We start from the raw sequence: 21,103 nt of genomic DNA, 5'->3' as shown, positions 1-21,103 counted from the left end.
GCACGGCAGCCTCCGATCGTGATTTGCGGCTCCAGCGCCGCTATCAGGGCCGGCGACCGGCCCGCAGGGCCTTTTTAGTCGGAAAGAACGCGACGGCCGACGTTGCGGGCGCATTCGAGGCGGCGACCGTGATCCACAACCCATCGGGCGAGGGCGCCGGTCGCACCATAATGACAGCGAACCGAAACGCATTCAGGCCATTTTAATCTGCTTCCCAGCGCCGCGGCGCGCTTCTCGCGCATTGCATCGCGGGCGAATCAACGAAATGCCGGGGTGAACTGACGCATGGCTGCGGAATGGCGGAAGAAAAACCGGGGTCGCTCGTCCCGGCCGGGTGGGGCGTTCGCCTCTGACCGGTGCCGGTGGCCGGGGGCGACGGTGAAGGGGTGAGTGATCGTCGACCGCGCCGGCCCGAGCCGCGCTGCCCCGTCCGGCCCGGTGAACCGTGCACGCTGTGCCAGCCCGGTGCGACCGGCCCTCAGGACTGCGGGCTGGTGTACCTGGTGATGAGCGACCCCGAGTTGCGTGCCGGGGTCGCGGGCCGGCGGTGATGCTTCGTTGCGAAGATATCTTCGTCACCGATATATTGGGGCCATGGCGATCCCTATGCGTGAGCCGACGTTTCTCATCCTCACCGCGCTGGCCCGGGCGCCGATGCACGGCTACGGGCTGATCACCGAGGTCGCGGAGCTGTCCGGCGGACGCCTCGAGCTGCGGCCCGGCACGCTGTACGGCGCCCTCGACCGGCTCGCCGACGACGGCCTGGTGACCCTCGACCGAGAGGAGGTCGTCGACGGGCGAGCCCGCAAGTATTACCGCCTCACCGACCAGGGCGACGCGGCCCTGCGGGCCGAGACCGAACGCCTGCGCCGCAACGTCGAGGCCGCGAGCGCCCGCCTTGCCGCCCGCACGTCCCTGCGCCCGGTGACCGGCGTGGCCCGCACCCGCCCGGCCGCGCTCGGCGGTGCCGCATGACGGGCAAGCTGGGCGACCGCTACCGGGCGCTGCTGCGGTGGTACCCGGCCGACTACCGCGCCGAACGCGGCGAGGAGATCATCGGCACCTATCTCGACCTGGCCCGGCCCGGGCAGCGCCGGCCCCGGCCGGCCGACGTCGCCGACCTGGTCCGCGGAGGCCTGCGCCAGCACCTGCGGGCCCGGCACGCGCTCGGCCTCGCCGACGCCGTGCCGTTCGCCGCCTCGCTCGCCCTCGCTGCCGCCGCGGCCCTGGCCGGGGTGTGGCTGTTCCGCGCCGAGGTGATCACCGGCCCGGTCGCGCCTTTCTGGCATTCGGTCGGCCCGTTCGCGACCCTCGGCGCGGTGGCGTGGATCGTCTGGCTGCTCGCGCCCGTCGCGGCCTTCACCGGGCACGGCCGTCCCGCGGTCGCGCTCGCCCTGCTCGTCACCGCCGCGGTGGTCCCGTCCGCCGCGCTGACCCCATACACCCGTCCGCCGATGTTCGTCCTCGTCCCGCAGCTGGCGCTCGGACTCGTCGCCCTGGCCGTGCCGGCCCGGCGCTGGTCGCCCGCGGCGGCGGCCGGCATCGTGGCCGTCGCCGCGACCGTCGGGCTTGCGGTGCTGAGCCGGCCGGTCGGCTTCTACTACGGGATGCTCGGCGCGATGCCCTACGCCGCGCTCGTGCTCGCCCTGGCGATCGTCGTGGCCGGCGTCGTCTTCACCGCCCGCCGGGACCCGCGTGGCTGGTGGCCGGCGCTGGTGCTGCTCGGCCCGATACTCCTGCTCGGCCTGACCCTGCCGAGCTCGCGTCCGCAGCCGTGGCCGCAGTGGTCGGCGGCGGCCGGCTCGGCCACCGCCGCGGCGCTGATCGCGATCGCCGCCGTACCGGCGACGTTGTGGCTGTGGGGGCGCCGGACGCACCGGTCGCACCAACGCTGCCCCGCCTGCGGCCGGTGAGCTGACGGTGCCGCCCAGGCGCGGGACCAGGTATGTTCGGCTCGCGCTCGAGCACGCGGAGGTGGATCATGAGGACGGTGACCCGTCGAGTCGCGCTCCGGCGGACGGATCTCGACGGCGCCGTCCTGGCCGCCCCGCCGGAGTGCGTCGAGGTCCTTCGTCACCGGCCGCTCGTCACCGTCGTGCTCGAGCACCGCGTCCGGGGAATCACGCCGGCCAAGGAGGTCTTCGAGACCTCGCTGCGGCAGGACGCCGAGTGGCGGTTCGACGGCATCGCCTGGCCGGCGGATCTACGACCCGGGGCGCTGGTCGGCGTCTCCTGGCACGCCGCCCGGGACGAGGTCGTCATGCGCACCGTCGCGCTGGACGAACCGATGCGGATCGACGGCGTCGACTACTTCCACGAGTACGACCCGAAGGTCGTCACCCAGGAGTACGCCCCGGGCACGTCCAACCGGGGGAAGGTGCTGCACGCGGTGCGCCGGCTGGGCCGCGTCTTCGACGACGGCAGCGCCGTGTTCGCCGAGTCGGAGCTGCCCGCGCGCTGCGGGCTCGGCCGGGGCGCCCGCGGGTCGTTCCTGCTCCGCAACGCCGTCGAGCAACTGATCCGCGAGGGCTACGTCACCCGCGTGCTCGGCAGCGTCGACCCGGCGGGCCACCCCTCCTATCCCGCCGTCGACGGCGAGGAAGTCGCCGAAATGCTCTTCTATGCGCCGCTGATCGAGCCCGCCCCGCACTCCGGCGACGCCGATTCCGGCGACGCCGACCGCCGCGAGCACTGGGTCAACGGCTTCCTCCGCAAGCTGCCGGCGGGCGCCCAGCCGTCGGAGAAGCAGCTCGCGCTCCACCAGCAGGCCGTCGAGAACGAGCAGATCACCGCCGCCCCGCTGGCTCCCGGCTACACCTTTGTGAAGAAGCACCACCGCAACGGATGAGCGCGCAGCGGTGGACGCTCAGGCGGGCAGCGGCCAGACCGAGACCCGGCCGTGCTGGCAGACCAGAACCGTCGGCATGGTGACGCACTTCGGCGCGATGTACCAGTGCTCCGCCGTGCCGAACACCGTCAGGGCGCCGGTGTCGAGGTTGAGCCGCGCGACCTGAGATGGACCGGAGAGGCTTCGGCTCGCTACCAGGAGGACAGGCCCCGCCGCCTGACGGCCGACCGGATCCCAGCCGACGATCCGCCGGACGGTCCGGCCGGTCGCGGCGTCCACGACGAGTCCGCCGAGCGACGGGTCGTCGGGATTCGGCGCGGACAACGTTGCCAGCAGATGCTTGTCGTCGATCTGTTCGAGGCTCCGCCAACCGTCCAGACGCCACAGCTCGCGGCCGGTGTCGGGGTCCAGCGCGGCGATCGTGCGCTCGCCCCAGGCGCACAGCAGCATCCGTCCGCACCACCATATGGGCCCCCCGGCGGTCTCGGCCGCGCGCTCCCACAGCCGCCGGCCGGTGACCAGGTCGAACATGGCGCCACCCGGCTGACCGGTCTGGCCCCACCCGTTCGTGAGCAGCCGGTCGCCGGAAATGCTGAAGCCGCCGACGTGGCCGGGATCGTCCACCTTGGCCGTCCGCACGACCTCGGCCGACTCGGCGCTGCGCACCCGAAGCGTGCCGTCGGGGTCGAGTTCCGCGATCTCGACGCGGTACTCCGCGAAACCGAGCTCCGAGAACTCGTACGATCGGGCGCTGCCCGCGGGCGTGACGAACGACCAGCGGATGTCCCCGGTACGGGCATCGATGCCGACCAGTTGCCGGTCACTTCGCTGCTGCTCCTGCTGATCGTCGGCGCCCGGCGTGTCCGGGTCGGCGAGCACGACACCGGGCGCGCCGCTCAAGCCGTAGAACGACGGCTTGTAGCCGGTCCTGCGCCAGACCTGTGCCCCGGAGGCGGCGTCCAGCCCCACCAGCGTCGGCGTCGAGTCCTGATTCGGCCCCGCCACCGTCAGGACCACCCGCTCGTCGCTGAGCCCGACGAATTGCGAATGAGCATCGACCCGGCTGGCCCACCGCCGGGCGCTGTCGGGCATCCGGTAGGACTCCAGGACGGCTTGTGTCAGGTCGGGCTGCCGTATCAGGTAGAGGTCGTGGCCGAAGCTGCGGATGTTGCTGATCCCGTCGTCGCGCAGCACCGCCGACGGGGTCAGCGGCGTGACCGGCTGGGCGCCGGTGACGAGCGCGAACACCGTCACGAGCACCAGCCCGATCGCCGGCAGCCGCTGGGACGCGTGGCGCGGGCGGGTCGGCCGGTCGGGCGGCTCCCAGGCCTCGGACGTATCGAGCATGATCACGGCGGTCGGCGGCATCGGTTCAGGATTCCATGGACCGGGGAGAGTTCGCATGCCGCAATCGCCGATTCTCAGCCGTACCCGCCGGCGGCGGCCACCAGGCTCGGCCGTGGGTCAGGGCCGGAACGTCACGGTCACGGTCAGGCCGCCCTCCCGGCGGGGGGTCGCCGACAGCTCGGCGCCGTGGGCCTTCGCGATCGCCCGCACGATCGCCAGGCCCAGGCCGTAGCCGTCGCCGGTGGCGCGGACGCGCTGGGCGCCCAGTCGCTGGAACGGCTGGAAGAGGCGGTCCAGCTCGGCGTGCGGTACGACCGGACCGGTGTTGATGATCGTCAACGTCGACCCGTCGGTGGCGACATCGACCCGGCCGCCGTCGACGTTGTGCTTCACGGCGTTGTCGATCAGGTTGGCGACGAGGCTCTCGGCCAGGCTCTCGTCGCCCGGCACCGGGGCCGGGGACAGCGACGCCGTGACCGTGATGCCGCGGGCCCGCGCGGCGTCCGAGCGGGCATCCAGGGCCCGGCGGGCCACGGCGGCCAGGTCGAACGGGGCCGGGCGCTCGATGCCCTGCTCGCCGGTGGCCAGGGTGAGCAGGGAGTCGATGAGCCGGGCCTGTGCCTCGCCCAGGGCGAGGACCTCGCGTCCCGCGGCCCGCAGGCCGTCGCTGGACGCGTCCGGGTCGGACAGGGCGACCTGCAGCAGGGTGCGCTGCGCCGTGAGCGGGGTGCGCAGCTCGTGCGAGGCGTTGGCCACAAACCGGCGCTGCGCGGCGAACGCGGCCTCGAGGCGGCCGAACAGGTCGTCGAGCGTGCCGGCGAGCTCGGCGAACTCGTCGCGGCGGCCGGTCGGGCCGAGGCGGCGGTGCAGGTTGGTGGCCGAGATGTCCCGGGCGGTGTCGATGATGAGCCGCAGCGGGCGCAGGAACCGCCCCGCGATCACCCAGCCGAGCACGATCGACACGAGCACCATGACCGCGAGGGCGACCGCCGAGAGGCCGAGCAGGTGGTTGCCGGCGGTGACGGTGTCCGGGGCCTGCGGCGACGGGCCCTGCCCCTGGCCGGGGACCGGCACCGTCTCGCGGGCGCCGAGCAGCGGCACGAGCAGCAGCAGGGCGCCCGAGACGAGGAACGGCCCGGCGTACAGCAGGGTGAGCTGCCGCCGCAGCGTCCACCGGCGGGCCATCAGGGTGCACCGACCCGGTAGCCGGCCTCGCGCACGGTGTGGATGACGGGCGGGTCGCCGAGGCGGGCGCGCAGCCGGCGTACGGTCGTCTTCACCGTGGTCGTGAACGGGTCGGCGGCCTCGTCCCACACCCGCTCCAGCAGCTCCTCCGCGGACACCGGCCGGCCGCCCGCCGCCATCAGGCACTCCAGCACACCGAACTCCTTCGGGCTGAGGTCCAGCCGGCGTCCCGCCCGGGTGGCGGTGCGCTGGGCCGGGTCGAGGGTGAGGTCGCCGGCGGTGAGCACCGGCGGCAGCGCCGTCGCCGGGCGGCGGCCCAGCGCCCGGATGCGCGCCACGAGCTCGTCGAAGTCGAACGGCTTGGGCAGGTAGTCGTCGGCCCCGAGGCCCAGGCCCTCGACCCGGTCGCGCACGGTGCCCGACGCGGTCAGCATCAGCACCCGGCTGGCGGGGTGCGCGGCCACGATGTGCCGGCAGACGTCGTCGCCGCCGACGCCGGGCAGGTCCCGGTCGAGGACCACCACGTCGTACCTCGTGACGACCAGCCGCTCCAGCGCGTCGCCGCCGTCGAGCACCACGTCGACGGCCATGCCCTCGCGGCGCAGGCCGGTGCCGATCGTCCGGGCCAGGATCTCGAAGTCCTCAACGACGAGCACGCGCATGCCTCCACCATGCCAGCCACGCGGTGACACCGTGGTGTCACCGGCCGCCGCGTAGATCTGAGCCCATGCAACAGCCCATGCAACCTCAGCATGACGCCACGATCACCGTCGAGGGCCTGCGCAAGCGCTTCGGGCCCAACCTCGCGCTGGACGGCATGACGTTCACCGTCCGCCCCGGCAAAGTCACCGGGTTCGTCGGCCCGAACGGCGCCGGGAAGTCCACCACCATGCGGGTCGTGCTCGGCCTCGACGCCGCGGACGAGGGCACCGCGCTCGTCGGCGGCCGCGCGTACCGCACCCTGGACCGGCCGCTGTGCCACCTCGGCTCGCTGCTGGACGCCGCCGCCCTGCAGCCCGGCCGGAGCGCCCGCAACCACCTGCTCTGGCTCGCCCACTCGCAGGGCCTGCCCGGCCGCCGCGCCGACGAGGTCCTCGAGCTGGCCGGCCTCGGTGGCGTCGGGCGGCGCCGCGCCGGCGCGTACTCCCTCGGCATGCGCCAGCGGCTCGGCATCGCCGCCGCGCTGCTCGGCGACCCGCCCGCGCTGATGCTCGACGAGCCGTTCAACGGCATGGACCCGGAGGGCATCATCTGGATGCGTACCTTCCTGCGCGAACTGGCCGCGCAGGGCCGGGCGGTGCTCGTCTCCAGCCACCTGATGAGCGAGCTGCAGGGCGCCGCCGACCACGTCGTCGTCGTGGGCCGCGGCCGGGTCATCGCCGACGCGAGCGTCGCGCAGCTGCTGGCCGGCGCGGCCAACGGCCGGATCACCCTGCGCTCCTCGGCGCTCGCCGATGCCGCAGGTGTACTGCGTGAGTCCGGCGCCGCCGTCACCGCCAACGGCGACGGCACGCTCACGGTCGCCGGCCCGGCCGCCGAGGACGTCGTCGGCCTGCTGACCCGCGCCGGCGTGCCGTTCTCCGAGGTCTCCGCGCACCGCGCCACCCTCGAGGACGCCTACCTGGAGCTCACCCGCGACGCGGTCGAGTTCCGCGCCGCCGCGCCGGGGGAGGGGCGATGAGCTTCCTGCGGACACTGCGCGCCGAGTGGACCAAGCTGCGCACCGTGCGCGGCTGGGTGGTCGGCCTGCTCGCCGGGGCCGCCGTCATCATCGGCCTCGGCCTCGCGCCCAGCCGGCAGGGCTCCTGCGGCCAGCACGGCCCCGGCTCCGAGTGCACGGCGCTGCGCGGGCCGGAGGGGCAGGAGGTCACCGACAGTTTCACGTTCGTGCACCGCGCCCTCACCGGCGACGGCACCGTCACCGCCCGCGTCGCCGACCTGACCGGGCAGCTGCCCGACGACCCGCCGAACAACCGCGAGGGCGTCGCGCCGTGGGCGAAGGCCGGCCTCATCCTCAAGGACGGCACGCGGCAGGGCTCCGCGTACGCGGCCGTCATGCTCACCGGCGAGCACGGCGTGCGGATGCAGTACGACTACGTCCACGACGAGGGCCGCCCGGCCGGCGCCCCCGTCGCGCGCCGGCCGGTGTGGCTGCGGCTCAGCCGTGCGGGGGACACCGTCAAGGCCGAACAGTCCGGCGACGGCGCGTCGTGGACCACCGTCGGCACGGCCCGGCTGCCCGGCCTCCCGGCGACGGTCGAGGCGGGGCTCTTCGTCACCTCCCCGCAGTACTCCACCCAGGTCAACCAGGCCGTGGTGCTCTCCGGCATCCAGGGCGGCCCCAGCCTGGCCATCGGCACGTTCGACCACCTGGCCACCGCCGGGGCGTGGTCGCAGCAGTGGCAGGGCACGGTCGTCGGCGCCCCCAGCGGCCCCGCGGCAGGCCGGCTCGGCGAGATCGGCTTCGAGCCGGCCGCGGACGGGTTCGCCCTCACCGGCACCGGGGACATCGCCCCGGCCGTCTCCGGCGCGGCCGGCGGCGGCGTCACGATCAGCCAGACGCTCGCCGGCACGTTCGTCGGCCTCATCGTCGTGGTCGTCATCGGCGCCATGTTCGTCACCGCCGAGTTCCGCCGCGGCCTCATCCGCACCACCCTCGCCGCCAGCCCGCGCCGCGCCCGGGTGCTCGCCGCCAAGGCGCTCGTCGTCGGCGCGGCCACCTTCGCCGTCGGGCTCGTCGCGGCCGCGGTCGTCGTCGCGTTCGGCGTCGGCGTGCTGCAGGACAACGGGGTGTACGTCCACCCCGCCTCGACCGCGACCGAGCTGCGGATCGTGGGCGGCACCGCAGCCCTGCTCGCCGGCTGCGCGGTCCTCGCCGTCGGGCTCGGCGCCCTGCTGCGCCGGGGCGTCACCGCGGTCACCGTGTCGATCGTGGTCATCGTCCTGCCGTACCTGCTGTCGGTCACCGTCCTGCCGCTGCGCGCGTCCGACTGGGTGCTGCGCTTCACCCCCGCCGCGGCGTTCGCGCTGCAGCAGAGCGAGCCGCGGTGGCCGCAGATCGACAACGTCTACTCGCCGTCGGACGGCTACTTCCCCCTCGGCGCGTGGAGCGGCCTCGCCGTGCTCGCCGTGTGGGTCGCCGCGGTGCTCGGCGGGGCCGCGTACGCGCTGCGCCGGAGGGACGCGTGAGGACGGCCCTGCACGCGGAGTGGACGAAGCTGCGCACGTCGCCGGGGACGGCCTGGCTGCTGCTCGGCGTCGTCGCGGCCACGATCGGGCTGAGCGCGGCGGCCGCCGCGGCGGTCTCCTGCGGTACCGAAGGATCCGCCGGCTGCGCCGCCGACCTGACGAAGGTCAGCCTGACCGGCGTCCAGCTCGGCCAGGCGCTGGTGGCGATCCTCGCGGTGCTGGTGATCGGCAACGAGTACAGCACCGGCATGGTCCGCGTCAGCCTCGCCGCCGTGCCCCGCCGCACCCGGATGCTCGCCGCGAAGGTCCTGGTCACCGCGGCCGCGACCGGCGCCGCCGCGCTCGCCGGGGTGGCCGGCTCGCTGCTGGCCGGCCGGCTGCTGCTGCCCGCGCACGAGTTCCTGTGGCGCCCGGCGATCGGGTCGGTGCTGTACCTCGAGCTGATCGCCCTGCTGAGCCTGGGCCTGGCGACCGCGGTGCGCAGCCCGGCCGCCGCCGCGGGCATCGTGCTCGGCCTGCTCTACGCGTGGCCGATCGTCGCTCGGGTCGTGACGGACGAGACCTGGTCGCGGCACCTGCAGCAGATCGGGCCGATGAGCGCCGGCACCGCGGTACAGGCGACGAAGAACCTCGCGACCCTGCCGATCGGCCCCTGGGCCGGCCTGGGCGTGCTCGCCCTGTGGGCGCTGGGCGGCCTCCTGGCCGGCTGGCTGCTGCTGGTCGGCCGGGACGCCTGAGGGTGGTGACGGCCGCGGGCCGGTGACGGATGCTGGACGTTGGTGAACGTCGTCGGCGTGAAACGGCTGTACGAGGACCCGCCGGGTCTCGTGCCGGTCGCGTACCTGCCCGTCGGCGACCTCGCCGAGGCGCTCCGCGACGCGGGCGGCTGGCGGGCCAGGGCGATCGTCTGCCTGTCGTTCCTGGCCCGGGTGCGGCTCGCCCCGCTGTACGTGCTGGCCGTCGTGGTCATCGGACTCGTCCTCGACCACGCGGTCAGCCCGCAGACCGAGCTGCAGGTCGTGCTCGCCAACTCCAGCAACGTGGCCAACCTGCGCCAGCACAGGATCTGGACCCTGTTCACCAGCGCCTTCCTGCTCGACGGGGAGGTGCGCCCGTTCGTGATGGTCCAGCTGTTGCTGCTGTTGTCCGTGGCCGAGGTGCTGTGGGGGTGGCGCCGGCTACTCGAGGTGTTCTTCCTGTCCAACGCGGTGGCCAGCTGCCTGGTGTACGGCCTGCTGCTCGCGGGCGTCCGCGCGAACCGGATCGAAGACGCGATCACCGTGGCCAGCGACGTCGGCACGAGCTACGGCACGCACGCCGTCGCCGGCGCGCTCGCGTTCACCCTGCCCGTGCGCGCGCGGCGCTTCCTGGTGCCGCTGGCGCTCGGCGTCGCGCTCGTGCCGCTGCTGTCCGACGCCACCTTCACCGACGTCGGCCATCTGCTCGCCACACTGCTGGGCTTCCTCGCCGGCTGGCAGATGCGCCGCCGCCCGCTGGCCGGGCGCCTCCGCCGCCCGGCCCCGCTGCGCGCCGGCCGGACGGCGGCCTACTCGTTCGCCGACGTGGCGCAGGCCCGGGCGGCGCTCACGACGGTGCTGCGCCTGCAGGAGCGGCTCCGGCTGCGCCTCGACGACGCCGTCGTGGCCTGGTCGGACGGGGCGCGCCGGACACACCTGCGGGAGACCCGGGAGATGAGCGCGATCGACGGTGCCTGCGCGGGCGCCTGCTGGGGAGTGGTGCTGGGGACCTTCGCCGGCCTGCCGCTGATCGGCCTGGTGGTCGGCGCGGCCGGCGCCGCGGCGGTGGCGCATTGGCACGACGCCGGCCTGCGCGACTCCACGGTGGACGCGACCGTGCGCGCGCTGCCCGCCGGCCGGGGCGTGCTCCTGCTGCTGGGCGACCTCGGCGACCTCGGTGACCCGGCCGGCCAACCGGCGCTGGCCGGCGCGCTCACCGAAATCGGCGGAACACCCGTGCCCGGTGTCGTCGAGGGCGCGGGTGTTCCGGACTCGCGGTAGGGGACCGGCGGCGGGCCGTCACCCGCCGGTCGCCGCGTAGTCGATCGCGTCGAGCATCGCGCCGAGCACGTCGCATTTGAAGCGCAGCGCGGCCAGGGCCGCGTCCTGCTGCTCCGCGCTCGTGCAGTGGGTGAGGACGAGGCCGAGCGTGTCGGCGCTCTCCTCGCTGGCCACCGCGATCCTGGTCTCGAAGTACGTGAGGCCGTCCGGTTTGATCCAGTCGTAGTGCCGCCGCCACGCGGCGAGGCGCCGGCTCATCAGCTCCGGCGAGAACAGCTCGGTCAGCGCCGCCGCGACCCCCTCGGTCCACGGCCGGGTCTGGCAGAAGTGCAGGTATCCGTCCACGGCGAAGCGCACGCCGCGCAGCACGTGCCGCTCGTCGAGGACCTCCTCCCGGGACAGGCCGACCGCGTCGGCGAGGACGAGCCACTCGGCCAGCCCGCCCTCCTCCTCGTGCGCGCCGTCGTAGAACCGCACCCGCGGCAGCCACGCCCGCCGCACCTCGGGCAGCGGGCACCGCGAGATGATCGCGGCGTTCTTCTGCGCCAGGCAGCGCTGGTAGTACCAGCGGTTGGCCACCCACGACCGGATCTCGTCCGGACCGCAGCCGCCCTCGTGCAGCCGCACGTGGAAGGGGTGCCGGTCCCAGTAGTACTGCGCGAGCCCCTGCAGCGCCCCGGCGAACGCCTCCTGGCTCAGCGCGGCCGGCGGTGCCACGGGTCACCCGTGCCGGAGTAGGCGGAGATCTCGGGCCGGGTCTCCAGGCATTCCACCCGCGGGGCGTGCCACTGCCGGCGGTCCGGCACGGGTGTGGGTTGGGTCTGGTCGGTGGTGGCCAATGTTCGCTCCGTTCTGTGCGTCGTCCATGCGTCGTCGTTGTGGTCGGCCCGGCCGCGCCGACGGGCGCGCCGGGCTGCGATCGCGCTACCCGGCGCGGACCCGCCGAAACAGCTTTGCCGGGCCGCCGGCGGCGACCCCCCACGGGCGGCCATGAACGTTTCACCGGCGGCGCCCGCCTGACCTGCGCCGACGCGGCCGGTCGCATCGAAGCACGGAAAAGTGTCGTACCCGCGGCCTAGTGTCCGGGTCATGCGCCGCCCCGTCCTGATCAGTGCTTTGCTCGCCGCCGCGCTCGCCACGGCCACGCTGTCCGGCGCGCTGCCGGCGGCGGCCGCCGAGCCCTACCTCGACCCGAGCCTGCCGGTCCCGCAGCGCGTCGCCGACCTCATGTCGCGCATGACGCTCGACGAGAAGCTCGGGCAGATGACGCAGGCCGAGCGCGGGTCGGCGACGGCGGCCGACGTCACGCAGTACCGTCTGGGCTCGATCCTGTCCGGCGGCGGCTCGGCGCCCTCGCCGAACACCGCGGCGAGCTGGGCCGACATGACCGACGGGCTGCAGCGCGGGGCGCTGGCGACGCCGCTGAAGATCCCGCTGCTGTACGGTTCGGACGCCGTGCACGGCCACAACAACGTCGTCGGCGCGACCCTCTTCCCGCACAACATCGGGCTCGGCGCGACCCGCGACCCGGCGCTGGCGCAGCAGGTCGGCCGGATCACCGCCGACGAGGTGCGCGGCACCGGCGTGCAGTGGACGTTCTCGCCGTGCGTGTGCGTGGCCCGCAACGACCGGTGGGGCCGCACCTACGAGTCGTTCGGCGAGAAGCCGGAGCTGCCGGTGTCGATGGCGACGATCATCGACGGCTACCAGGGCGGCGGCGTGCTGGCCACCGCGAAGCACTACGTCGGCGACGGCGGCACCACCGGCGGCGTCGACCAGGGCGACACCCAGCTGTCCGAGGCCGACCTGCGCGCCATCCACCTGCCGCCGTTCACCGAGGCGGTGCGGCGCAACGTCGCCACCGTGATGATCTCGTTCTCCTCGTGGAACGGGCAGAAGATGCACGGCCACGACTACCTCATCAACGGCGTGCTGAAGGGCGAGCTCGGCTTCAGCGGGTTCGTCGTGTCCGACTGGAACGGCATCGACCAGATCGAGGGCGGGGCCGGCTTCACCCCCTCCGAGGTGCGCCGCGCGATCAACGCCGGCATCGACATGGTGATGGTGCCGACCGAGTGGAAGTCGTTCATCACCACGCTGCGCGGCGAGGTCCAGGCCGGCCGGGTGACGATGGCCCGCATCGACGACGCGGTGCGCCGGATCCTGACGAAGAAGTTCGAGTACGGGCTGTTCGAGCGCCCGTTCGCCGACCGCACGCTGACCGGCACCGTCGGCAACGCCGCGCACCGGCAGGTGGCCCGCCAGGCCGTCCGCGAGTCCCAGGTGCTGCTGAAGAACAGCGGCGTGCTGCCCCTGGCGAAGAGCGGCCGCATCTTCGTGGCCGGCAAGAGCGCCGACGACATCGGCCTGCAGAGCGGCGGCTGGAGCATCAGCTGGCAGGGCGCCGCCGGCAACATCACGCCCGGCACGACCATCCTGCAGGGCATCCGCGCCGCGGCCCCGCAGGCGACCGTCACGTACAACGCCACCGGCGCCGGCATCGACCGGTCCTACGCCGCGGCCGTCGCCGTCATCGGCGAGACGCCCTACGCGGAGGGCCAGGGCGACCGCCCCGGCTCGCTCGGCCTGGACACCACCGACCTGCAGACCCTGGCCACGCTCAAGGCGTCCGGCGTCCCGGTCGTCGTGGTGCTGGTCTCCGGCCGGCCGCTGGACATCGCCGCGCAGCTGCCCGACTGGAGCGCGCTGCTGGCCGCGTGGCTGCCCGGCACCGAGGGCGCCGGCGTTGCCGACGTCCTCTTCGGCGACTACGCCCCGACCGGCAAGCTCCCGGTGACCTGGATGCAGTCCGCGTCGCAGCAGCCGATCAACGACGGCGACGGCAAACCGGCCCTGTTCCCGTACGGCTTCGGCCTCACCTACACCACGACCCCGCCGCCCACAGCCCCCGGCCAGCCCGGCACGCCCACGGTCTCCGCGGTCACGAGCACCTCGGCCACCCTGACCTGGACCGCCCCGACGACCGGCACCACGGCCACCTCCTACCGCGTCTACCGCGCCGACACCCTCCTCGCGACGGTCGCCGGCACCACCTACCAGCTCACCGGCCTGACCCCCGGCACGACGACGCAGTACACGGTGGTGGCGGTCGACGCGGCCGGCCGCGCAGGCCCGCCCTCGGCCGCCGCCACGGTGACCACCCCGCCGAACACGTCGCCCCCGCCACCGTCGTCGTCCTGCGCCGTGGCCTACACGGTCAACGACTGGGGCGGCGGCTTCACCGGCGCGCTGACGGTCAAGAACACCGGCACCTCAGCCCTCAACGGCTGGACCCTGTCGTTCACCTTCCCCGGCACCCAGAAGGTGACCCAGGGCTGGTCCGCGGTGTGGTCCCAGTCCGGCGCCGCGGTCACCGCCCGCAACGAGACCTACAACCCGTCCCTGCCCGCGGGCGCCTCGCTCTCCCTGGGCTTCAACGCCACCTACACCGGCACCAACCCCCGCCCCACGTCCTTCACCCTGAACGGCGCCGCCTGCACCGTCTCCTGACATACGCGAACCCCGCCCCGCCCGCGACACCGCCGGGCGGGGGCGCAGGTCTCCGTTCGGCGAGCCGTCAGCCCCGGTACCGGTCGTAGGGTTGACGGTATGAGCCAGACGAACAGGGCGATCGTGCACACGGAGTTCGGTGACGCTTCGGTACTGCGTGAGGTCGAGCGGGAGATCGTCGAGCCCGGCCCCGGCGAGGTCCGGGTGCGGGTGGTGGTGTCCGGGGTCAACCCGACCGACTGGAAGCAGCGCACCGGGGCCACGGCCACGTCCGACGTCCCCGCCGAGGGCGCCGTGCCCAACCAGGACGGGTCCGGGGTGGTCGACGCGGTGGGCGCCGGGGTGACCGGGCTCGCCGCCGGGGATCGGGTGTGGCTGATGCTGGCCGCGTATCAGCGGCCCGGTAGCGGCACGGCGCAGCGGTACACGGTGGTGCCGGCCGATCGGGTGACGCCGCTGCCCGACGGCGCCGGGTTCGAGGCCGGCGCGAGCGTCGGTGTGCCCGCGCTGACGGCGCACCGGGCGCTCACCGTCCACGACGGCGCCCCGGCTCAGCTGGCCCCGGGCGCGCTCGCCGGCGTCAACGTGCTCGTCGCCGGCGGGGCCGGGGCCGTGGGCAACGCCGCGATCCAGCTTGCCACGTGGGCCGGCGCGTCGGTGGTCGCGACGGTCAGCTCGCCGGAGAAGGCCGCGCTCGCCCGCGCCGCCGGGGCCGGCCGCGTGGTGAACTACACCGAGCCCGACGCGGCCGCCCAGATCCGCGACGCGTTCCCCGACGGGGTCGACGTGGTCGTCGAGGTCGCCGCCGCGCACAACGCCGAGCTGAACCTGTCGGTACTGCGGCCGGGCGGCACGATCGCCGTCTACGCCAACGACGGCCGCGGCGGCCCGCTCGCCGTCGACGTGCGCCGGCACATGGTGCTCAACGTCCGCTACCAGTTCTTCGTGCTGTACACGCTGAGCCGGGAGGCCCTCGCCCACGGCGCCGCGGCCGTCAACGCGGCCCTGGCCGACGGCGGCCTGCGCTTCGGCGCCGATGCGGGCGTGCCGCTGCACGTGTTCGGGCTGGCGGAGACGGCCGCCGCCCACGCCGCCGTCGAGGCCGGCGCGGTCGGCAAGGTGCTGATCCGGGTCGACCCGTCCGCCACCGGCTGACCCGCGCCGCCCATCCGGTCGCAGGCCTGCTCGCTGACCAGCAAGGTACGATTTTTTGCGTGGGCAAGGAAAATGACCAGATCGGCGTCGTGACGGCTCTGGTGCGCACCGCTTTCCTGGTCAATGCCGTGTACGCCGAGTCGGGTCGAGGGCATGGCCTTACCCCGCAGCAGGGACAGCTCCTGTGCGTCCTGATGGCGCAGCCGTATGGCATGGGCGAGCTCAGCTCGATGCTGGGCTTGGCGAAGTCGAGCCTCACCGGCCTGGTGGATCGCACCGAGCGCAACGGCCTGGTCCGACGTGAACCGGACCCGCGGGACTCGCGGGCGGTACGAGTTGCGCTCACAACGCGGGGCGGCCGGCTCGCCGAGGAGTTCTACGCCGAGACCTGCCGTCGAATCGAGCACCTGCCGGTGAGCCTGACCGGCGAGGAGCGCACGACGCTCGCTGGCCTGTTGGGCCGGATCGTCCGGGACAACGCGGTGCCGATGGTCTTCATCGAGCTCGACGAGGCGGTGCCGGCCGCCAACCGGCAGTAACGCCGCAGCGACTGACGACCGGTGCAGCGGGCGGGTTCGTCACCCGCCCGCGCCGTCGTCGCGGCTGGGCACCATGCGGGCCTGTGGCGCTCAGCCGCCGTCCTTCGCCACCGCCTCCCGGACCGCCGGGACGATCTCGTTGGCCCATCGACCCAGGGACGTGATGTCGGTCGTGCCGCCGGTGGGCGAGAAGAGCATGAAGCCACCGGCACCGTGCTCCAGGACGGCGCCGGTGAGCTCCTCGATCCACTGGTCGACGGAGCCACCGAGCCAACCCCTTTCGCGGTCACGCGGGGTGGCGACCGGCCGGTCGGTGATGCGGCCCGGGAAGTTGAAGATCGTGCGGACCTCGCGCGGATCGCGGCCCACAGCGACCGCCGCGTCGTCGATGATCGGCCGCGACGACCGGTACCGCTCGCTGAGCCAGTCCGCCGCGTGACCGGGGATCCAGCCGTCGGCGACGCGGCCCGTGGCGGCGAGGGAGCGTGGGCCCACCGATCCGGTCCACACCGGCGGCGCCGTCACGGGAGCCGGCTCGATCTGTCGCACCCCGTAGTGCGGGCCCTGGTGGGTCACTGGACTACCGCCGCCGGCAAGCTTCTTCACGAGAACGATGGCCTCTTCGAACGCCTCGATGGCGTCTCCCGGTGACAGGCGCGGCACGCCCATGTCGGCGATCCGGTCCCACAACCCGCCGGCACCCATGCCCAGCACGATCCGGCCGCCCGACAGCGCCGACAGCGAGGTGACCGTCCGAGCCAGCATGGGCGGCGGCCGTAGCGGCAGGTTTGTTACGTTGGCGAAGCCGGACAGTCGTTGCGTGCGGCCCAGGACGAACCCGATGGAGGCGTAGGCGTCCAGCCGTCCGCCGATGTATGGATGGTCCGACAACGAGAACAGATCGAGCCCGTCCCGGTCGGCCTGCTGCGTCATCCGCAGCAGCTCCGGCCCGTCGGTGATGCCGCTGTGGGCTCCAAAACCGAACGACACTTTCCGTGCAGACAAAGCTCAGCCTTTCGTCGCGAAAACCGCCGAGGCGCGATCACCATATTAGTTCGTGTTGCGAACTTCAACCGCCCTGGTGGGAAATTGCCGGATCAACGCCGGTGGCTGAGCGGCCCGGACGCATGGCGGCCACGCCAGCCCGTCATGGCCGATACCGAGCCGCACGCCGAGGTTGAGGCGATCTCCGAGCACGACGCACGGGCTGACGCCACCGTCCTGCACTCCACCTCCTGGCGCGTCGAAGGCCCCCACCTGATCGTCGCGTAGTTGGCTGTCCTAGATCGGCCCGGACTGGTCCGCGATCACTGGCCGAGCGCACTGCCGATCAGCCATGGCGTACGGCACCTCGGCTTCCTCGTCGGGCCCACCGGCGACGGCACCGTTCGATCGCTATTGACTGGCGACTGGCCTGGCCCCGCCGCCTCGCAGCCTTTGCACCGGCGCTGGCGGGCATGTACGACCAGGTCCACGACAAGGCGGCATAGCCCGGAAGTATCGAGCTTCCCAGCCCACTGTCCGGCGATACGGGGGTCTTTTCATGCCCCGCGGCAGATAGGTCGTTTGATCGAAATTCGCCTGTATGCGCTGATCAGCGTGGTGAGAACTGGTCGACGGCGTGGACGTCGAACCGCATCTCGTGGTCGGGTTCGGCGCAATCCTCACCTGCGTACCAGGAGCCGTTGAGCCAGCCGATGAGCAGGGACCATGTTCGCACGGTCGTACGGCTGCCGGCGATTACCACCATGCCGTGGACGGTGTCGACGCGCGATGGCGGCTCGGTTCGGCCGTGCCATTTTGGCGGAAAACTCGATCTTGTGTGTGGGTCAGACCGCCAGGCATCGATTTCCGCCCGCGCGAGGTCATAGCCGGGGGTCTGCATCGTGACCGAGCGCTCGGACGCGGGGGGCCGGCGCAGCCAGCGGTGCAACGCTTGCAGGCCGGACGCGTCGAGGGTGGTCTGCGGGTGGACGTAGAACACCACCGGCGGGCTCGGCGACCCGTCGGCGTTGGCAACGAGGTGAGCGTGGTCGAGGGCCAGGAGCGTGCCCGGTCGGCGCTGGTAGCTCAGAGCCCAGAGCAACCTTGCGAGGCGATGTGTGCCAGCCAGATCCGACCGAACCATCCGGAATTCATGGCTGGCCTCGACGCTGAACTGGACGGGATCGGATGGGCGCAGCGTGAGGATCTGGTATGCCTTCGCCCCCAGCGTCAGCGATCGCAGCTGCACGCGGAGGCGATCCCGGCGTCCGCCGGTCACGCCGAGCTTCCATGTGCAGCCATGACTTCCCTTCGTTGTCGGCGGTGACCGATCGTAGGCTTGGCGCGCTGCGAGATCACCCGGTTTCCCGCTCGTCTTCGCACAAGCCGCTATCGCCGGCATCTGCGTGCGCAGTCCGGTGCCGGCCCCATGCCATCCGGGGCGCGCATGCCGAGGCATACGGCAGTCGCCACGGCGGTCCACTCAGGACGTCGATGAACTCCCCGGCTGCCTCGTACTCAAGGTCATAACCCCCAGGCTATTGGAAATGGTTCTCATTTTCGACTACGCTTCCGTTCCGGCCGCCGGCCCGCGCCGTCGCCGAGAGGTGGCCCCGCATGACCACGGCCGACGGCATCACCGAGCACCTACCACCCGTCAGGAGATCCTCATGGCCGTACCGAAACGTCGTATGTCACGCTCCAACACCCGCCACCGCCGGGCGCAGTGGAAAGCCTCTGCGCCGCAGCTCGTGCCGTGCCCCTGCCCGCGCAAGGAGCTGGTGCTGCCGCACCGGGCCTGCGCCCACTGCGGCCTGTACAACGGGCGTCAGGTGGTGGGCGAGGCGTGACCGGACGACTGCCGGTGACCGTGCTGTCCGGCTTCCTGGGCGCTGGCAAGACCAGCCTGCTCAACCACGTGCTGGCCAACCGTGACGGGCTGCGAGCGGCGGTGATCGTCAACGACATGAGCGAGGTCAACATCGACGCCTCCCTGGTCCGCGACGGCGGGACACTGTCGCGTACGGAGGAGAGGCTGGTCGAGCTGACGAATGGCTGCATCTGCTGCACGCTGCGGGATGACCTGCTCGACGAGGTGGTGCGGCTGGCCCGGCAGGGCCGGTTCGACTATCTGTTGATCGAATCCAGTGGGATCAGCGAGCCGATGCCGGTGGCGGCGACCTTCGCGCTCGGCACGCAAGACGGGCAGCTGCTCGACGGCCTGGCCCGGCTGGACACGATGGTCACCGTGGTAGACGCGGCGCACCTGCTGGCGCAGATCCAGGCGGGGGAGTCGTTGGAGCAGCGCGGGCTGTCGGCGTACGACGACGATGACCGCACCATTGCGGACCTGCTTGTCGACCAGATCGAGTTCGCCGACGTCATCGTGGTCAACAAGACCGACCTGGTCGAGCCGGCACACCTGGCGACGGTCGAAGCCCTCATCACCCGGCTCAACCCGGCCGCCCGTCAGGTCCGGGCGATACGGGGGCGGGTGCCGGTCGCCGATGTTCTCAACACCGGACGGTTCGACCTCGAAAGGGCCGAGACCGCACCCGGCTGGGTCGCCGAACTCAACGGCACGCACATCCCGGAAACCATCGAGTACGGCATCAGCAGCATCGTCTTCCGCGACCCCCGACCGTTCCACCCGCAGCGGCTGTGGGACCTGCTGACCGGGCGGCTCGACGAGTTCGGCGTGCTCCGTTCCAAGGGCTTTCTGTGGCTGGCCAGCCGACCGGACGTGCAGGGCCTGTGGTCACAGGCCGGTCCGTCCGGCCGGTGCGACCCGGTGGCCGTTCCCGTGGCCGCGTCCGGCGATTGGCCTGACGACCCCGACGAGCGCGCGGAACTGCTCGCGCGGTGGGACCCGGTGTTCGGCGATCGCCGGCAGGAACTGGTGCTCATCGGCGTGGGCCTGGACGGCGACGGCCTGCGGGCCGCACTGACCGTCTGCCTGCTGACCGACGGGGAGATCGCCGCCGGGGAGGACGCCTGGCGGGCCCTGCCCGATCCGTTCCCGCAGTGGGACCTCGGCGATGTGCATGACCACGACCACCCGGAACCGCTCCCGTTTCCGGTGTAACGATGCTGGCCGCCGCGCCGGTCTGGCACCCGGATGCCGTCCAGTACGGAGGTGGGCTGAGGGTTACGCCGGCTCGAGTTTGGCGGGTCTGGCTACGCAGCGGCGAGCGGCGCAGCGGCGCAGCAGCACGACCGCTTCCCAGGCGAGCAGGCCTACCACGGCGATCAGGAAGCCGGCGCCCAGTGCCACGGACCTTGTGTCGGCCGGCCGGGCCTTGGTGCCGTCGGCGAAGACGCGGACGTCCGTTGCGGTCGCGGGCAGGCGGACCTCGTAGTGAACGCCGCTCGTGCCCTCGATGACCGCTCGGGCGCCGGTCGGGTCGACCTCGCTCACCGTGCCCCGTACTTCGTCGGCGCCGGCGTTCCAGCGGGCCGAGCATGTGATGCGGGGACGTTCCAGCTGGTCGATGTCTTCGAAGCAGGTGCCCAGGTGCGCCGTGGTAAGCGACGCCCCGCGGGCGTATTCGCCCAGGCCGCCGCGGGTGCTGAGCAACGAGAGGAGGCTGATCAGGCAGAACCCGAGCAGGACCCACCTTACGACTCTGATCATTTGTGTCCTCACCTACGCCGCGCGAGCCCGGCGCCGCCACGTGCCTCCCCGATGGATTCGTGCACGCAAGCACGGTCGAATCACGTTGCACGAATCGTCCGACATCTTTTATAGCCGACGGCCGGAAAGGTGAGCTGCCCCGATGGGCTATGCTCGCGGTGAAGGGGAGTAGTCCTCTCGCCGGTCGTCGACATGCTGGAACCGCGCTGGTTCCCGGTGGCCGGGCCCCTGCCGGGGTGGACGAGACCTTCGACCAACACGTGATGTATGTCGCGTTGGGTCGAAGGCTCGGGTCTCCGGTGCCTCTCCCGACGCGGCGCAGGGAGAGGAAGAGACAACGATGACGCCGCAACGGTCCGCACTCCGAGTTGTCGCCGCGCTTGCGCTCGTGGTGTTCGGCGCCGGCCTGATGGCCGGCTGCACGAGCTCCACCAACGGCGCGACGGTGTCGTGCACCGTCAACTCGTGCACCGCCACGTTCGACCGTGGAGTGGACGCCTCCGCCTCCGTCCTCGGCATCGACATGAAACTCGTCGCCGTCGACGGGCAGACTGTCACGGTCGACGTGGCCGGCAACCGGGTCACGGTGCCGGTGGACGGTTCTCAGCAGGCCGACGGCCTCTCCGTGACGGTCGAGAAGGTCACCGATCAGCAGGTGGTCCTGAAAGTCAGCAAGGCATGAGTCCTTGGCGTG

Annotated in this window: 23 protein-coding genes; 15 read left to right on the top strand and 8 right to left on the bottom strand. The window is 72.8% G+C overall.

Annotated features, from left to right (window positions below; translation table 11 throughout):
• Positions 1-386: 386 nt before the first annotated feature.
• The 4 genes from ACGFI8_RS26130 to ACGFI8_RS26115 all read left to right on the top strand — a co-directional run bounded on the left by ACGFI8_RS26130 (position 387) and on the right by ACGFI8_RS26115 (position 2,848).
• A complete protein-coding gene (locus ACGFI8_RS26130; RefSeq protein ID WP_392808764.1) occupies positions 387-551 on the top strand; it encodes a DUF6767 domain-containing protein in 165 nt (54 codons plus the stop codon).
• A gap of 43 nt (positions 552-594) precedes the next feature.
• Entirely contained in the window at positions 595-975 is a 381-nt protein-coding gene (locus ACGFI8_RS26125) for a PadR family transcriptional regulator (protein ID WP_392808762.1), read from the top strand.
• The gene (locus ACGFI8_RS26120; protein WP_392808760.1) at positions 972-1,913 is read left to right on the top strand and encodes a hypothetical protein; all 942 of its coding nucleotides are present in this window, start codon (positions 972-974) and stop codon (positions 1,911-1,913) included. Before ACGFI8_RS26125 ends, ACGFI8_RS26120 begins: the two co-directional genes overlap by 4 nt.
• A gap of 68 nt (positions 1,914-1,981) precedes the next feature.
• Entirely contained in the window at positions 1,982-2,848 is an 867-nt protein-coding gene (locus ACGFI8_RS26115) for a hypothetical protein (RefSeq protein WP_392808759.1), read from the top strand.
• Between the two features lie 18 nt (positions 2,849-2,866).
• Here ACGFI8_RS26115 and ACGFI8_RS26110 read toward each other — a convergent pair whose 3' ends face one another.
• From ACGFI8_RS26110 to ACGFI8_RS26100, 3 genes are all read right to left on the bottom strand, one after another.
• On the bottom strand, positions 2,867-4,216 hold the full coding sequence (locus ACGFI8_RS26110) for a PQQ-binding-like beta-propeller repeat protein (RefSeq protein WP_392808758.1): 1,350 nt from the start codon (positions 4,214-4,216) through the stop codon (positions 2,867-2,869).
• A 96-nt stretch (positions 4,217-4,312) separates the two neighbouring features.
• Complete coding sequence (locus ACGFI8_RS26105) at positions 4,313-5,380, bottom strand: sensor histidine kinase (protein WP_392808757.1); 1,068 nt, start codon at positions 5,378-5,380, stop codon at positions 4,313-4,315.
• Positions 5,380-6,042, bottom strand: a complete 663-nt coding sequence (locus ACGFI8_RS26100; protein WP_392808756.1) for a response regulator transcription factor — start codon at positions 6,040-6,042, stop codon at positions 5,380-5,382. The genes ACGFI8_RS26105 and ACGFI8_RS26100 overlap by 1 nt, the downstream gene beginning before the upstream one ends.
• A 77-nt stretch (positions 6,043-6,119) precedes the next feature.
• On the opposite strand from ACGFI8_RS26100, the gene ACGFI8_RS26095 reads away from it, so the two are divergent.
• From ACGFI8_RS26095 to ACGFI8_RS26080, 4 genes are read left to right on the top strand one after another with little or no spacing between them, the layout of a single operon-like run.
• Positions 6,120-7,061, top strand: coding sequence for an ATP-binding cassette domain-containing protein (locus tag ACGFI8_RS26095; protein ID WP_392808754.1), 942 nt, complete (start codon positions 6,120-6,122; stop codon positions 7,059-7,061).
• A complete protein-coding gene (locus ACGFI8_RS26090; protein WP_392808753.1) occupies positions 7,058-8,569 on the top strand; it encodes an ABC transporter permease subunit in 1,512 nt (503 codons plus the stop codon). Before ACGFI8_RS26095 ends, ACGFI8_RS26090 begins: the two co-directional genes overlap by 4 nt.
• Complete coding sequence (locus ACGFI8_RS26085) at positions 8,566-9,306, top strand: ABC transporter permease (protein ID WP_392808752.1); 741 nt, start codon at positions 8,566-8,568, stop codon at positions 9,304-9,306. Before ACGFI8_RS26090 ends, ACGFI8_RS26085 begins: the two co-directional genes overlap by 4 nt.
• A gap of 57 nt (positions 9,307-9,363) precedes the next feature.
• The gene (locus ACGFI8_RS26080; protein WP_392808751.1) at positions 9,364-10,587 is read left to right on the top strand and encodes a rhomboid-like protein; all 1,224 of its coding nucleotides are present in this window, start codon (positions 9,364-9,366) and stop codon (positions 10,585-10,587) included.
• Positions 10,588-10,605: 18 nt separating this feature from the next.
• On the opposite strand, the gene pqqC is transcribed toward ACGFI8_RS26080, so the two are convergent.
• Positions 10,606-11,304 (bottom strand): pyrroloquinoline-quinone synthase PqqC, encoded by a 699-nt coding sequence (gene pqqC, locus ACGFI8_RS26075; RefSeq protein ID WP_392808750.1) that lies wholly within the window; start codon positions 11,302-11,304, stop codon positions 10,606-10,608.
• On the bottom strand, positions 11,283-11,426 hold the full coding sequence (locus ACGFI8_RS26070) for a hypothetical protein (protein WP_392808748.1): 144 nt from the start codon (positions 11,424-11,426) through the stop codon (positions 11,283-11,285). Before ACGFI8_RS26070 ends, pqqC begins: the two co-directional genes overlap by 22 nt.
• A gap of 250 nt (positions 11,427-11,676) precedes the next feature.
• On the opposite strand from ACGFI8_RS26070, the gene ACGFI8_RS26065 reads away from it, so the two are divergent.
• The 3 genes from ACGFI8_RS26065 to ACGFI8_RS26055 all read left to right on the top strand — a co-directional run bounded on the left by ACGFI8_RS26065 (position 11,677) and on the right by ACGFI8_RS26055 (position 15,791).
• Complete coding sequence (locus ACGFI8_RS26065) at positions 11,677-14,097, top strand: glycoside hydrolase family 3 N-terminal domain-containing protein (protein WP_392808747.1); 2,421 nt, start codon at positions 11,677-11,679, stop codon at positions 14,095-14,097.
• Between the two features lie 99 nt (positions 14,098-14,196).
• Positions 14,197-15,252 carry a zinc-binding dehydrogenase gene (locus tag ACGFI8_RS26060; protein WP_392808746.1) on the top strand — a complete coding sequence of 352 codons (1,056 nt, stop codon included), beginning with the start codon at positions 14,197-14,199 and terminating at the stop codon, positions 15,250-15,252.
• Positions 15,253-15,311: 59 nt separating this feature from the next.
• Entirely contained in the window at positions 15,312-15,791 is a 480-nt protein-coding gene (locus ACGFI8_RS26055) for a MarR family winged helix-turn-helix transcriptional regulator (RefSeq protein ID WP_392808745.1), read from the top strand.
• A 90-nt stretch (positions 15,792-15,881) separates the two neighbouring features.
• Here the strand turns inward: ACGFI8_RS26055 and ACGFI8_RS26050 are convergent, their stop codons facing one another.
• Complete coding sequence (locus ACGFI8_RS26050) at positions 15,882-16,796, bottom strand: LLM class flavin-dependent oxidoreductase (RefSeq protein ID WP_392808743.1); 915 nt, start codon at positions 16,794-16,796, stop codon at positions 15,882-15,884.
• A gap of 144 nt (positions 16,797-16,940) precedes the next feature.
• On the opposite strand from ACGFI8_RS26050, the gene ACGFI8_RS26045 reads away from it, so the two are divergent.
• A complete protein-coding gene (locus tag ACGFI8_RS26045) occupies positions 16,941-17,063 on the top strand; it encodes a hypothetical protein (RefSeq protein WP_392808742.1) in 123 nt (40 codons plus the stop codon).
• Between the two features lie 322 nt (positions 17,064-17,385).
• Here ACGFI8_RS26045 and ACGFI8_RS26040 read toward each other — a convergent pair whose 3' ends face one another.
• Entirely contained in the window at positions 17,386-18,054 is a 669-nt protein-coding gene (locus ACGFI8_RS26040; RefSeq protein WP_392808740.1) for a hypothetical protein, read from the bottom strand.
• Positions 18,055-18,445: 391 nt separating this feature from the next.
• Between ACGFI8_RS26040 and rpmF the strand changes: the two genes are divergently transcribed.
• Together rpmF and ACGFI8_RS26030 are read left to right on the top strand one after the other, a co-directional pair.
• Positions 18,446-18,625, top strand: a complete 180-nt coding sequence (rpmF, locus tag ACGFI8_RS26035; protein WP_392808739.1) for a 50S ribosomal protein L32 — start codon at positions 18,446-18,448, stop codon at positions 18,623-18,625.
• The gene (locus ACGFI8_RS26030) at positions 18,622-19,860 is read left to right on the top strand and encodes a GTP-binding protein (protein WP_392808737.1); all 1,239 of its coding nucleotides are present in this window, start codon (positions 18,622-18,624) and stop codon (positions 19,858-19,860) included. The genes rpmF and ACGFI8_RS26030 overlap by 4 nt, the downstream gene beginning before the upstream one ends.
• Before the next feature lie 63 nt (positions 19,861-19,923).
• Here ACGFI8_RS26030 and ACGFI8_RS26025 read toward each other — a convergent pair whose 3' ends face one another.
• A complete protein-coding gene (locus ACGFI8_RS26025) occupies positions 19,924-20,409 on the bottom strand; it encodes a hypothetical protein (RefSeq protein ID WP_392808736.1) in 486 nt (161 codons plus the stop codon).
• 340 nt (positions 20,410-20,749) lie between these two features.
• Here ACGFI8_RS26025 and ACGFI8_RS26020 point away from each other — a divergent pair, with 340 nt between their 5' ends.
• Positions 20,750-21,091 (top strand): hypothetical protein, encoded by a 342-nt coding sequence (locus tag ACGFI8_RS26020; protein WP_392808734.1) that lies wholly within the window; start codon positions 20,750-20,752, stop codon positions 21,089-21,091.
• The last annotated feature ends 12 nt before the right edge of the window (positions 21,092-21,103 follow it).

The sequence above is a fragment of the Dactylosporangium sp. NPDC048998 genome (genome assembly GCF_043197855.1).
Classification (GTDB): Bacteria; Actinomycetota; Actinomycetes; order Mycobacteriales; family Micromonosporaceae; genus Dactylosporangium.
The sequence above is the reverse complement of the archived record's forward strand: the minus strand, read 5'-3'. Positions and strand labels throughout refer to the sequence as shown.